The organism is Streptomyces sp. VTCC 41912 (assembly GCF_045799175.1).
Taxonomy (GTDB): domain Bacteria; phylum Actinomycetota; class Actinomycetes; order Streptomycetales; family Streptomycetaceae; genus Streptomyces; species Streptomyces albulus_C.
On the sequence record NZ_JBJMAB010000005.1, the window covers coordinates 150,975 to 163,031 of the forward strand.

12 protein-coding genes are annotated in these 12,057 nt (G+C 70.5%); 9 read left to right on the top strand and 3 right to left on the bottom strand.

Annotated features, from left to right (window positions below):
• Positions 1 to 153 precede the first annotated feature (153 nt).
• Positions 154 to 987: a spermidine synthase gene (locus tag ACJ6WD_RS10115; RefSeq protein ID WP_233659077.1), complete on the top strand. Its 834-nt coding sequence runs from the start codon at positions 154 to 156 to the stop codon at positions 985 to 987.
• Here the strand turns inward: ACJ6WD_RS10115 and ACJ6WD_RS10120 are convergent.
• Entirely contained in the window at positions 974 to 2,239 is a 1,266-nt protein-coding gene (locus ACJ6WD_RS10120; protein WP_016576610.1) for an MFS transporter, read from the bottom strand. The two genes, ACJ6WD_RS10115 and ACJ6WD_RS10120, sit on opposite strands and share 14 nt — an antisense overlap.
• 268 nt (positions 2,240 to 2,507) lie before the next feature.
• Between ACJ6WD_RS10120 and ACJ6WD_RS10125 the strand changes: the two genes are divergently transcribed.
• Together ACJ6WD_RS10125 and ACJ6WD_RS10130 are read left to right on the top strand one after the other, a co-directional pair.
• On the top strand, positions 2,508 to 2,966 hold the full coding sequence (locus tag ACJ6WD_RS10125; RefSeq protein WP_233658985.1) for a DUF4442 domain-containing protein: 459 nt from the start codon (positions 2,508 to 2,510) through the stop codon (positions 2,964 to 2,966).
• Positions 2,967 to 3,167: 201 nt separating this feature from the next.
• A complete protein-coding gene (locus tag ACJ6WD_RS10130) occupies positions 3,168 to 3,830 on the top strand; it encodes a DedA family protein (protein ID WP_407615604.1) in 663 nt (220 codons plus the stop codon).
• Between the two features lie 77 nt (positions 3,831 to 3,907).
• Here the strand turns inward: ACJ6WD_RS10130 and ACJ6WD_RS10135 are convergent, their stop codons facing one another.
• Together ACJ6WD_RS10135 and ACJ6WD_RS10140 are read right to left on the bottom strand one after the other, a co-directional pair.
• A complete protein-coding gene (locus ACJ6WD_RS10135; protein WP_037632310.1) occupies positions 3,908 to 4,117 on the bottom strand; it encodes a hypothetical protein in 210 nt (69 codons plus the stop codon).
• A gap of 97 nt (positions 4,118 to 4,214) precedes the next feature.
• Entirely contained in the window at positions 4,215 to 6,152 is a 1,938-nt protein-coding gene (locus tag ACJ6WD_RS10140) for an AAA family ATPase (RefSeq protein WP_233658987.1), read from the bottom strand.
• A gap of 296 nt (positions 6,153 to 6,448) precedes the next feature.
• On the opposite strand from ACJ6WD_RS10140, the gene ACJ6WD_RS10145 reads away from it, so the two are divergent.
• The 6 genes from ACJ6WD_RS10145 to ACJ6WD_RS10170 all read left to right on the top strand — a co-directional run bounded on the left by ACJ6WD_RS10145 (position 6,449) and on the right by ACJ6WD_RS10170 (position 11,990).
• Positions 6,449 to 7,462 (top strand): esterase family protein, encoded by a 1,014-nt coding sequence (locus ACJ6WD_RS10145; RefSeq protein ID WP_233658988.1) that lies wholly within the window; start codon positions 6,449 to 6,451, stop codon positions 7,460 to 7,462.
• A gap of 592 nt (positions 7,463 to 8,054) precedes the next feature.
• Entirely contained in the window at positions 8,055 to 9,263 is a 1,209-nt protein-coding gene (locus ACJ6WD_RS10150; protein WP_233658989.1) for an ATP-binding protein, read from the top strand.
• Positions 9,260 to 9,670 carry a roadblock/LC7 domain-containing protein gene (locus ACJ6WD_RS10155; RefSeq protein WP_016574205.1) on the top strand — a complete coding sequence of 137 codons (411 nt, stop codon included), beginning with the start codon at positions 9,260 to 9,262 and terminating at the stop codon, positions 9,668 to 9,670. The genes ACJ6WD_RS10150 and ACJ6WD_RS10155 overlap by 4 nt, the downstream gene beginning before the upstream one ends.
• Complete coding sequence (locus ACJ6WD_RS10160) at positions 9,667 to 10,047, top strand: DUF742 domain-containing protein (protein ID WP_038523811.1); 381 nt, start codon at positions 9,667 to 9,669, stop codon at positions 10,045 to 10,047. Before ACJ6WD_RS10155 ends, ACJ6WD_RS10160 begins: the two co-directional genes overlap by 4 nt.
• Positions 10,022 to 10,612 (top strand): ATP/GTP-binding protein, encoded by a 591-nt coding sequence (locus ACJ6WD_RS10165; protein ID WP_055583375.1) that lies wholly within the window; start codon positions 10,022 to 10,024, stop codon positions 10,610 to 10,612. Before ACJ6WD_RS10160 ends, ACJ6WD_RS10165 begins: the two co-directional genes overlap by 26 nt.
• A 10-nt stretch (positions 10,613 to 10,622) precedes the next feature.
• The gene (locus ACJ6WD_RS10170; RefSeq protein WP_233658990.1) at positions 10,623 to 11,990 is read left to right on the top strand and encodes a cytochrome P450; all 1,368 of its coding nucleotides are present in this window, start codon (positions 10,623 to 10,625) and stop codon (positions 11,988 to 11,990) included.
• Positions 11,991 to 12,057: the final 67 nt, after the last annotated feature.

The window sequence follows — 12,057 nt, forward strand, 5'->3', positions numbered from 1 at the left end:
CCCCGCCCCGGACGACGCTCGCACCTCGCCCGTCACAATGGCACCGTGCACAACGAATCACCGGAGACGGCCGCAGCCCCGGCGGCCGGCGCTGCCCCGTCGGACGACCAGGCCCCCGCGCAACCCCCGACCTCCCGGACCGCCGACGACCCGGTGCCCGTGACACGCCCCGTGGATTGCGGCACGGCCCGGCTCCTCCCGGACATCGACCGCCCCCGTGCCTGGCTGCTCACGGTGGACGGCGCCCCGCAGTCGTACGTGGACCTCGACGAGCCCACGCACCTGGAGTTCGAGTACGTCCGCCGGCTCGCGCACGTCCTGGACGAGACCGCGCCCCCGGGGCAACCGCTCGACGTGCTGCACCTGGGCGGCGGCGCCCTCACCCTGCCCCGGTACCTCGCCGCGACCCGCCCGCACTCCCGTCAGGACGTGATCGATGCCGACCGCGGGCTGCTCGCGCTGGTGACGGAGCACCTCCCCCTGCCCGCCGGCTCCGGGATCGCGCTGCACGCCCAGGACGCCCGGGCGGCACTGGACGCGGCACCGGAGGCCGGGGTCGACGTGATCGTGGCGGACGTCTTCAGCGGCTCACGGGTGCCCGCACAACTGACCTCGGTCGAGTACGCGCGCGCCGCCGCCCGTGCCCTGCGCCCGCACGGCTGCTACGCCGCGAACCTCGCGGACAGCGCCCCGTTCGACTTCCTGCGCCGTCAACTCGCCAACTTCACCACGGTGTTCGCGCACCTCGCGCTGATCGCGGAACCGTCGGTCCTCCGCGGCCGCCGGTTCGGCAACGCGGTGCTGCTCGCCTCGCACGAGGAACTCCCGATCGCCGCCCTGGCCCGCCGCACCGCCGCCGACGTCTTCCCCGCGCGCGTCGAACACGGCGCACCGCTGCGCCGCCTGATCGCCGACGCACGCCCCGTACCCGATACCGAAGCCCTCCCGTCGCCCGTCCCCCCGGACGGGGCCTTCAGTCTCTCGTGACAGGTGTAGGGGGAGAGGGGGGCGTGGGGGAAGGCGCGGAGGTCTCGCGGCGGTGGGTGAGGTGGCGGACGTCGGGGACGCAGAGGACGGCGGCCGTGAGGAGCACGATGAGGGCGGCGCAGATCCACAGGGCGGCGGTGCGGCCGATTGCCTCCTGGGCGGGACCGGCCAGCGCCGTGGCCACCGGGACCATCGCCAGCGAACCGAGCCAGTCGTAGGAGGAGACCCGGGAGAACTTCTCCTCGGGGATCTCCTGGTGGAGCGCGACCATCCAGGTCACCGCGAAGACCTCGACCGAGACGCCGGTGCCGAACATGATGGCGCCGAGCCAACCGATGGGCACCGGGACGGCGAGCGCGGCGGCCGGGAGGGCCAACGGGAAGACGCAGAGGCTGCCCGTGAACAGCAGTCGGCGCGGTCTGAGGCGCGTCATCAGGAGGGCGCCGCTCGCGGTGCCGGCGCCGAAGGCGGCCAGCACCAGGCCCCACGGGCCGGCGCCGCCCAGGTGGTCCTCGGCGACCAGCGGCCCGTAGACCGACTGCACCGCGATGACCATCGCGTTGACGAGGGAGAACTGCGCCACGATCGCCCAGAGCCAGGGGCGGGAGACGACCTCCCGCCAGCCTTCCCGCAGGGCCGTGCGCACCCCCTCGCCGGGGTCGCGTTCCGGCATGCCGCGCACGTCGAGGAAGGCGCGCAGTGCGCCGGCGACGGCGAAGGCGGCGGAGTCGATCGCCAGCACCCAGCCCGGGCCGACGGCCGCCACCAGGGCGCCGCCGAGGGCCGCGCCGCCGATGTTCGCCCCGTTCACGCCGACGCGGAACAGCGCGAAGGCGCGGCTGGACTGTTCGCCGGTCACGCTGGCGAGCACCATGCCCTCGGAGGCCGGCGCGAAGAACGCCTGCCCCGTGCCGCCGACCGCCGCCAGCAGCGCCATCTGCCACAGATGCGCGGTACCGGACAGGACGAGGACGGCGAACAGGCCCTGGGAGACGCAGTTGACGCTGTTCGCCGCGACCATCACCCGGTGCCGGGGGAACCGGTCGGCGACCGCGCCCCCGACCAGCAGGAAGAGGACGAGCGGCACCATGCGGGCGGTGGAGACCAGTCCGACGTCGGTCGCCGAGCCGCCGGCGCCGAGCACGGCGAACGAGGTCGCGATCAGCGCCCCGCTGCTCCCGAGGCCCGCGATCATCGTCGCGGCGCTGAGCAGGACGAAGTTCCGCCCCGGGGGGAGTGCGCGGGCCGTCATCGGACGTGGTCCCGGCGGCCGGGACGACTCAGGGGGCGCGGGGGCGGCTCGGGGCGGGTTCGGAGGGGTGGGTGAGGCGGCGGGCGTAACGGTGCGTGCTGGGCTTGTCGGGTGTGCCCCCGTGTGGTCATGGGCGTTCACGATATGGGGGGTCGGTGAGCGGGAACACCTAGTTTTCGGTGGGGGGTTGGGCGCGGTGGCCCGGTCGAGGCGGGAGGGGGCGCGGTGACCACTTCACAGCTAAGCTACCGCTAGGTAACATGGCGCCATGTCCTCTGAGTCCCTGCCGTCGATCGGCGACATGATGGCGGCATCCGTGCCGATGGTCCGCACCCTGAACCTTGAGTTCACCGAGACCACGGCCGAGCGCGCCGTGGTCCGCATGCCCGACCAGCCCGACTTCCACAACCACGTCGGCGGCCCGCACGCCGGCGCGATGTTCACCCTCGCGGAGTCGGCGAGCGGCGCGATCGTGATGACGGCCTTCGGCGACCAGCTGGGCCGCGCGGTGCCGTTGGCGGTGGGCGCCGAGATCGGTTACAAGAAGCTCGCCATGGGCGCGGTCACCGCCACCGCCGTGCTGGGCCGGCCGGTCTCCGAGGTGATCGCCGAGCTGGACGCCGGCGACCGCCCGGAGTTCCCGGTGAAGGTCGAGATCACCCGCGACAAGGACGGCGCGGTCACCGGAGAGATGACGATCGTCTGGACGCTGCGCCCCAACAACTGACCCCGGTGCGGGCAGGTGGGCGGTCCCGAGCGCGGGCGGGTGCGCGGATGCACCCGCCCGCGCTCGTATTCGTGGTCGGGAGCACCCGATCGAGTACGCTTCCCGGACGCGCTGGTACGGCGCGTCAGGGGGATCGACTGATCGGTGTCGCGCGCACCGGGCACGGCCCACGGGGGCCTTACACCAGCGGAGGAAGCGGCCTTGCACATCCAGGAATGGCTGGCGACGGTACCCGCCTTGAGCGTCTACCTGCTCGTGGGGTTGGTCATCGGGGTGGAGAGCCTGGGCATCCCGTTGCCCGGCGAGATCGTCCTCGTCAGCGCGTCCATCCTGGCCGCGACCCAGGACCACATCGACCCGTTCGTGCTCGGTGCCTGCGCCTCCGTCGGCGCGATCATCGGTGACTCCATCGGCTACCTGATCGGTCGCAAGGGCGGCAAGCCGCTGCTGACCTGGGCCGGCCGGAAGTTCCCCAAGCACTTCGGGCCCGACCACGTCGCGCTGGCCGAGTCCAAGTTCGACAAGTGGGGCATGTGGGCGGTCTTCTTCGGCCGTTTCATCGCGCTGCTGCGTATCTTCGCCGGCCCGCTCGCGGGTGTCCTGAAGATGCCGTACTGGAAGTTCCTGATCGCCAACATCCTCGGCGGCATCATCTGGGCCGGCGGTACGACCGCGCTGATCTACACGGTCGGCATCGTCGCCGAGCCCTGGCTGAAGCGCTTCTCGACGTGGGGCCTGGTCGCCGCGGTGCTGTTCGGCATCGGGTCGTTCCTCCTGATGAAGCACCGCGCGAAGAAGGCCGCCGCGGCGCGCGAGGCAGCCAAGGCCGCGGAGTCCCCGGTCGCCGCGACGGCGCGCGACTGAGCCGCCGCTCGCCGGACGAACGAACGCGACGCCCCGGAAACCCTCAGGGTCTCCGGGGCGTCGCGCGTTCCCTGCCGTCAGGGCATCTGCCAGATGTCCGGGCCGCCGTCGCGCCATTCGACGATGCCGGCGTCGTCCCAGACGAAGCGTGCGGTGGAGAACCCGGCGCGGCGCAGGATCGCGGCCACGTCGCCGGGCCGCAGCGCCCGGCCCAGGTCCTGTCCGTAGAGCGTGACGCGGCGGCCGCCGGTGGACGGCGGATGCACGATCACGGGGGCACGTTTCATGCCTTCCAGCATGCGACGGCCCCGACGCTCCCGCATCCCGACCGCAGTCGGCGCGTCACATACGGTGCCGGGGGCGTGCGGGTCGGCGGCCGAGCGGTCACGAGGGCGTGCGCAGGCGTGAGAAGAACGGTTGACGGCGCGGGTCGGAGGGGTCGCGTCGCCACCAGCGGGTCGCGCCGGCAGCGGGGCCCCGTACCGGGAGGTCGCAGCCTGCGCCGCGCCGCAGGCCGGCCAGTATGGTGCGGGCGCCGGCGACGAAGAGCGGGTCGCCGATCAGCTTCTTCGCGACCAGGGCCCTGCGGCAGGCCCGCAGCGCGTCGGCCGGGTCGCCGTGGGCGCGCTCGATGACGGCGTGGGCGTAGAGGATCGTCGAATGGAGCCAGAAGTCGCTGTCGGCGTGGCGGGTTTCCCAGGCGCGTCGGGCGGCGGCGCGGGCCCGGGCCGCGTCGAGCGGGGCGACGGCGATGGCGAGCAGCGCCCAACCGTGGGCGGGGCCGGGCCCGAACCACGGGTCGCGGGAGGTGTGCCGGGCGGCGTCTTCCAGGCAGGCGACGGCGGTCGTGGTGTCCTCGCGGTAGAGCGCCAACACCGCGTGTGCATGGGCGATGCGGGCCAGGCCGTCGGTGTCGGCGTGCATCACGGCCGACGTCCACGCCTGGGCGAGCAGGGGTTCCGCGGCGGTGGGGGCGTTCTCCTGGGCGGCGAGGTACCCGGCCAGCCACAGGGCGCGGGCCCGCAGCGCGGTGTCCTCCTGGGAGAGGCGCAGCAGCCGGTCCAGGTGGGCGCGGCCCTCGCGGCGGAAGCCGCAGGCCGCCCACTGGAACCACAGGGACACCGCGATCTCCAGGGCACTGAGGGCGTCCTCGGCGTCCAGCGGGGGCCGGGTGAGCGCCGCGTCGAGATGGTGCTGTTCGTCCTCCACGAGGCGGACCGCGAGTTGTTGGCCGGTGCCCTGCCAGGTGATCTGCGCCTCCGCCGCCAGCGCCGCGCACGCCTGCCGGAACCGGCGCAGCGCCCCGTCCTCGTCGCCCGTCGCACGCAACCGGGTACGGCCGAACTGCCGTGCTCCGTAGGGGAGTCGGTAGCGGGGTGGCAGTGCGGTGGCGGAGCCGGGGGCGCCCTCGGCGGCCCGTACGCGTTCGAGGACGGAGGCGGTGCAGAGGCGTTCCAGCGCGTCCTCGACGGCGGCTGCAGGAACGTCACTGCTGCTACAGACGCACTCGGCCAGCCAGGGATCGAAATCCCCGGGGAGGATCGACAGCCGGGCCCAGACCTGACGGTCGACGGGCGAGCAGAGGGCGTAACCGGCGGCGTGCGCGGCGTGCAGCGACGTGTGACGGATGGTGAGGGAGGGGCCGGAGTAGTGCAACGGGCCCTCGCCGTCGAGTCGGGCGGCCAGCTGGGCCAGCGTCATGCGGTCCAACTGCCGGGCGGCCAGGCCGATCGCGAGCGGGCAGCCCTCCAGTGCCCGGCAGACCGCGACCAGCAGTTCCGGGGCGGCGGGGCCGCTCCGCGCGGCGAGGAGTTCGACGGCCGGCCCGGCGATGCCCTCGCCGAGGGTCACCGGCAGCGGAGCGAGGGCGAGGACGCATTCCCCGGGCAGACCCAGGGGCCGGCGGGCCGTCGCGACGATCCGCAGCCCCGGTTCGGCCCGCAGCAGGCGCCGGACCAGGTCGGTGCAGGCGTCGAGCAGCGGGTCGCAGTCGTCGAGCAGGACGATCGCGCGGCGGGTGCGGCAGTGCGCGGCGAGGGCGGCGGTGGTGGTGTCGTGCGGGGGGAGTCCGGCCGCGCGCAGCAGGGCTCCGGGCAGTTCGTCCGCGGTCAGCCCGTCCCAGCAGGCGATCCGGACGACGGTGTGCGGGCCGGTCGCGGCGTGCGCTTCGAGGACGGCGCGGGCCAGCAGGCTCTTGCCCACCCCGGCCGGCCCGGTGAGCGTGACCGGTGTGGCCCCGCCCAGGAGTCCGGTCAGCTGCTCGTGCTCGACTGCCCGCCCCACTACGCCGGGCAGCGGCCCGTGATCGGCCCACGCGGTCATCGGTCATCCCCAACCACGGCACAGCGCCGCGCACTTTCCTAGGAGCGACCCACGATGCCAGAACCGACCGTGGGGCAAACAGCGGAAGGGGTGCACCGTTAGGGGGAAACGTGCTCGGTGCGCTTGACGCGGGCGTTCGTCTTGGTGGTGAAACAGAACGGTAAACCCCAGGTCACGAAGGGCGGGGTCGGCGTTCGGCGGCGGACGGGTCGCTCTTAGAGTGATGCCTCTCGACCGGTTTCGCGGTGGCGCCGTGGCGCCCCGGCCGGCCCCAAGTGCCTGAGGAGATCGACCCGATGAAGCCCCTACGCGTCAGAGCTGCGGTGTGTGTGCTGGCCCTGGGGCTGCTGACCGCGTGCGGGGGCCCGGGTCAGGACGTCGTCGACTCGTCGAACGTCCCGCGGCTGCGGGCGCACGCCGCCGACGCCGTCAACGGCCGGCCCCGGATGGTGCTGCCGCAGGGCCCCCGGTCGGTGTTCACCACCTACCGCACGACCGGGGACGACGGCACCAAGGTGCTGCACACCAAGTGGCACGGTCGGGCTTCCGGCTACACGGGGGACGTCTGGACCTGGGTCCCGCCGCAGTACGACCAGCCGCAGTACGCCCGGAGCGGCTTCCCGGTGCTGATCGCGCTGCCCGGCGCCTGGGGGTACCCGGCCAACTACTGGACCGACGCGCCCTTCGCGCTGGAGGAGCGGCTCGCGGAGTGGTCGAAGCAGGGCAAGACGCTGCCGTTCATCCTGGTGATGCCGGTGCTCAACCCGCGCAAGACGTACTACGACGGCAGTGACATCCCGGGGCAGCCCAAGATGGGCAGCTGGCTCACGAAGGACGTGCCGGACTTCGCCCGTGCCAACTTCCGCACGTACGGCTCGCGGGACGGCTGGGCCTACATGGGGTCCTCGTCGGGCGGGTTCGCGGCGTTGAAGGCGGTGCTGAAGGAGCCGCAGCGGTTCAAGGCGGCGGTCGTCAACGGTCCGGACACCGCGCCGGACTCGCCGTTGTGGAAGGGGCACCCGGCCGAAGAGCTGGCCAACGATCCGCGGCACCTGGCGCGGCAACTGGTGGCGCGCGGCGGGCCGCAGGTCTACCTGGCCTTCGAGCTCGGCAGCAAGGAGGACGCGGTGCCGGACGTGAAGCGCTTCATCAGCGGCTACACGAACGGGGCCCGCGGGCCGATCCACTCCACGCTCTTCGAAATACCGGACGGCGTGCACAGCGGCCACACGTACATCAAGCGAATGGCTGATTCGTTGCACTGGATCAGCGAGCAGATGCAGGGACCGGTGGCGGCGCCGTCGGTCTGACGGCCCGTCGGCACGGCGCACGGGGTCCGCGGGACCATCGCCCGCGGCCCGTGCGCCGACGGCTGCGCGGCTCACGACGCCGGCTTGTTCCTCGTGGTCCCGAGGCGGCCGTCGAGGTCGCCGACTTCCCGTGCACCGCGGGCGGTTGACGGTGCCTCGGCGCGGACGCCGCGGGGCTGCGCGGCGAGCGCTACGCAGTGGTCAGGGGCGCTAGCGGACCGTCAGGAAGCGGCCCAACCGGTTGCGTCGGGAAGGCGTGTCGGGAGCCAATGTCCCCAAAGCGCACCTTTGTTGAATCTCCGTCAGGTGCCAGAACGTTACAGATCTCTGTTGGACTTCAGCCGATGTCGTGATGCTAAGATCATCGCACTTGCCATCCGGGTAGTCACCTGCTATGGCAAAAAAGAATTCCGCGCATTGGCCTGAGAAAATCGCCACCCCGGGGAGAGCTATGCCGTTAACCGGGCCTTCAGAGGCTTTCTGGCAGGCGACCGTGCGCGGCCGTTCGTCTATTGTCTGGGGTCGCGTGTGAGCATCTGCACGGCCGCCGGGCATACGGCACCTGGTGGCTTCGTCATCCGAAGAGAGACCTATGACGCAATATCTCCAGGATCCAGCACTGTGGGCATTGGTCGCTGGTACACCTGTCGCCGCTACCGCGATTGTTCGTGGCCGAAAAAAGATTTCGGAGCTGAGGAAAGAAAGGGTTGAGCTAAAGCAGCACTACACCCAACTCGAAGAGCACTACGCGGAGGCCGTGGAGGAGGCCAAGGACCGCGCAGAAGAGGCCACCAAGAACACCTTGAAGGCCGCCATGCGGACCCTCCAGGGACTGGCGAGCGAACAGCAGCTGACGATCTCCAAGATCCAGGAGACCTACGGCGAGCACAAAATCCTGCAGGACCTGCTGGACATCGACCACATGAACTCGCAGTTCGCGCGACGGGCCCAGTCCATCGCGGTGCTCTGCGACGGTTGGCTCGGTCGTCGCCGTAACGATGCCTCGCTCTACGACGTGGTCCGCAGCGCCAAGGGCCGTATTCGTCACTTCACGCGCGTCGAGATCCGATCGCAGAGCAACTTCGCCATCGTGAGCCGCGCCGTTGAACCGGTGGCGCTGGTCCTCGCGGAATTGCTGGACAACGCCACCAGCTATTCGGCGCCGGAAACCATGATCGAGATCAACATCCGCCCGGTACCCAAGGGCGTGTGCATCGTCGTGGACGACGCCGGTGTCGGCATGAACGAGGAGGAGAAGGCGCGGGCCGGACAGCTGCTTTCCGGTGGCAATTCCGCCAGCGTTTCCAGCCTCGGCAACCCGCCGCAGTTCGGCTTCACCGTCATCGGCGTGCTCGCCGCCCGCTACGGCTTCACGGTCTCGGTCGACTCCACCTCGCCGTACGGCGGTGTGCGCGCGGTCGTCCTGCTCCCCGACGAGCTGCTCACGTCCCTGCACGAGCCCGAGGAGGGTCCTGCCGTGGCCGCGTCCAACCCGTTGCCGCCCGAGATTCCTCCTGGTCAGCAGAGCACTCCGGCTCCTGGACGGCACCGCGCGCCGGCGGCTGCCGCGTTCGGCGCTTCGGACGAGGGCGCTCCGGCCGCGAGCGAGACGACTGCCGGCGGACTGCCGAAGCGGCGCCGCCGCGGCGCGATATCCATCGTGCCGTCGGCGACCGAGGACACCCCCACTCCGACCCGCGACAGCGCCCGGACCGCCTCCGCCATGGGGGCTTTTCAGCGCGGTACGCAGTCGGGTCGCCGTTCCACCCAAGCAAGCAGTGAAGGGCATGAAGTTCCGTGAACTACGATCTGTCGTGGATGCTTGACAGTGCTCTGGAATTGCCTGAAGCGCAGCATGCCATTCTCGTCTCCGCCGACGGTCTCCTTATGGCTCGTTCCAAGGACGTCGGTCGGGATCACGCCGACACCGTGGCCGCCGCGATGAGCGGTATGCAGTCGCTCAGCCGCACGGTCTCCGACTTCTGCAACAACGGTCCTGCGATGCGCCCGCAATGGCGGCAGACGTTGGTGGAGTTCGACCATGGCTGGGTCTTCCTGATCTCGGCCGGTGAAGGCGCGTATCTCGCGGTGTCGGCGTCGCCCGACGTCGACATGGGAGAGATCTCGTTCCGGATGCAGCAACTGGTCGGTCAGCTGGGCAAGGCGCTGACCAGTCCTCCGCGTGAGAGGGCCGATATCCAACCATGACGACCGATGACGAGCCGGAGCTGGTACAGGAAGCAGCGGAATTAGTACGGCCGTACGTCATCACCAACGGCCGGGACCTCGTCGAAGACAGCGCCTTCTCGCTGCTGACGCTGGTCACCGTCGCTCAGGAACCACCCCATCAAAAGCCGCTAGACCCGGAGAAGCAGCGTCTGCTGGAGCTGTGTGCCGGGGGTTTTCTGTCGATCGCCGAGATAGCCGGGCACACCGGGTTCCCGGTGGGCATCGTCAAAATTCTGGTGTTCGATCTCACGGAGGAGGGCCATCTCTATGCGCGCGCGCCCATCCCCAGCGCTCAGCTTGTCGAACGGCAAATCCTGGAGGAGGTGCTGAATGGGCTCCAGGCTCGCTTTGGATGACGGAGTGTACGTACGGGATTCCGTGCAGACCGCGGCGAAGATCTTGGTCGTCGGACACTTCGCCGTGGGCAAGACCACGTTCATCGGGACGATGTCGGAGATTCCGCCGCTGCGCACCGAAGAGGTGATGACGCAGGCCAGCGCGGGAATTGACGACCTGCGGGCGGTGCCGGGGAAGACCACGACCACCGTGGCCATGGACTTCGGCCGGTTGACGCTGAGTGAACGGCTGGTTCTCTATCTGTTCGGAACTCCCGGGCAGCAGCGCTTCGTTCAGGTGTGGGAGGACATGACGCGCGGGGCGCTCGGGGCGTTGATCCTCGTCGACCCGCAGCGCCTGGAGGAGTCCTTCGCCATCATGGACCTGGTGGAGCACTACGGCATCCCCTACGCGATCGCCGTGAACCGCTTCGACGGGACGCCGGAGCATTCGCTCGACGAGATCCGGGAGGCGCTCGATCTCCTCCCCGAGACGCCGGTCATCAATTGTGACGCGCGGGACGAGAAGTCGTCGGCGGATTCCTTGATCACATTGGTTCGTTATCTGCAGTCCCGCCTCAACTAGGAGTGCCTCCATGCAATCTCATCCGGAATTCCAGACTCCACCGCCGGGTTGCCCGGCACATGCCGAAGGCATAAAAACCTCCCTGCACGGAACGGAATTCGCCGCCGCACCGCACGCGGTGTACGAGCAGCTGCGGAAGCACGGCCCGACCGCGCCGGTCGAACTCTCCCCCGGCGTGGAGGCGGAACTCGTCACGGACTACGCGACGGCGCTGCAGATCCTGCAGAACCCGGATTCCTTCGCCCGCGATCCGCGTCGTTGGCGCGCCCTCAACGAGGGCCGGGTGCCGCTGGACAGCCCCGTCCTGCCGATGATGATGTACCGGCCGAACAGCATGTTCTCCGACGGACCCGCGCACCTGAGGCTGCGTCAGGCGGTGACCGACAGCCTCTCCCGCCTCGACATGCACCGCGTGGGGCGGCACGTGGACCGGGTGGCCAAGTACCTGATCGAGCAGTTCAGCGGGCACGGCAAGGTCGACCTGGTCGCTGACTACGCCCGCTGGCTGCCGCTGCTGGTCTTCAACGACCTCTTCGGCTGCCCGGCCGAGATCGGCGACCGCCTGGTGTTCGGGTTCTCCGGCATCTTCGACGGCGTCGATGCCGAGAAGGCGAACGAGACGCTGACCGAGTCGCTGCTGGAGCTGGTCGCCCTCAAGCGTGCCAACCCGGCCGACGACGTCACTTCGTGGCTGATGCAGCACGCCTCCCAGCTCTCCGACGAGGAGATGATCCACCAACTGGTGATGCTGATCGGCGCCGGCGCGGAGCCGATGCAGAACCTCATCTCCAGCGCGTTGCGGCTGATGCTGTGCGACGAGCGCTATGCGGGCGGCCAACACTCGGCAGGGCTGCCGGTCGACGACGCCATCCACGACGTGCTGTGGAACAGCCCGCCGATCGCCAACTACGCCACGCACTACCCCACTCACGACGTCGAGGTGTCCGGCAGCAAGCTCGCCGCGGGGAGCCCGGTCCTGATCAGCTTCGCGTCGGCCAACACCGATCCGGGGCTCGCGGGCGGCCGGCAGACGCTGAGCAAGCGGGCGCACCTGGCCTGGGGAGCCGGCCCGCACGCCTGCCCGGCGAAGGATCCGGCGCTGCTGATCTCGGTGCTCGCCATCGAGAAGCTGCTGAACGCGCTGCCGGACATCGAGCTCGGGGTGCCCGAGGAGAGTCTGTCCTGGCGTCCGGGCCCCTTCCACCGGGCCCTGAACTCGCTGCCGGCGCGTTTCACCCCGGTGCGGTCCGACCGCCGTTCGGCCGGGCCGATGCCGGCCCCGGTGGGCGCCGGTGCCATTGCCGCGAAGGAGACGACGCCCGGCAAATCCCGGAAGAGTAGTTGGTGGAGCGGGTTCCTGACGTGGTGGAAGATGTGACGTTCGCAACGAAGTCGATCATGGGTGCGTCGTATGAATGTTCAAGGGCAGGGGTAGGAAGGGGTGT

What these genes read in the sequence shown, in the direction of transcription:
- ACJ6WD_RS10120 (WP_016576610.1), bottom strand. Translation starts at nt 2,239, where the DNA reads ATGACGGCCCGCGCACTCCCCCCGGGGCGGAACTTCGTCCTGCTCAGC.
- ACJ6WD_RS10125 (WP_233658985.1), top strand. Translation starts at nt 2,508, where the DNA reads ATGTCCTCTGAGTCCCTGCCGTCGATCGGCGACATGATGGCGGCATCC.
- ACJ6WD_RS10135 (WP_037632310.1), bottom strand. Translation starts at nt 4,117, where the DNA reads ATGAAACGTGCCCCCGTGATCGTGCATCCGCCGTCCACCGGCGGCCGC.
- ACJ6WD_RS10140 (WP_233658987.1), bottom strand. Translation starts at nt 6,152, where the DNA reads ATGACCGCGTGGGCCGATCACGGGCCGCTGCCCGGCGTAGTGGGGCGG.
- ACJ6WD_RS10145 (WP_233658988.1), top strand. Translation starts at nt 6,449, where the DNA reads ATGAAGCCCCTACGCGTCAGAGCTGCGGTGTGTGTGCTGGCCCTGGGG.
- ACJ6WD_RS10150 (WP_233658989.1), top strand. Translation starts at nt 8,055, where the DNA reads ATGACGCAATATCTCCAGGATCCAGCACTGTGGGCATTGGTCGCTGGT.
- ACJ6WD_RS10160 (WP_038523811.1), top strand. Translation starts at nt 9,667, where the DNA reads ATGACGACCGATGACGAGCCGGAGCTGGTACAGGAAGCAGCGGAATTA.
- ACJ6WD_RS10165 (WP_055583375.1), top strand. Translation starts at nt 10,022, where the DNA reads ATGGGCTCCAGGCTCGCTTTGGATGACGGAGTGTACGTACGGGATTCC.
- ACJ6WD_RS10170 (WP_233658990.1), top strand. Translation starts at nt 10,623, where the DNA reads ATGCAATCTCATCCGGAATTCCAGACTCCACCGCCGGGTTGCCCGGCA.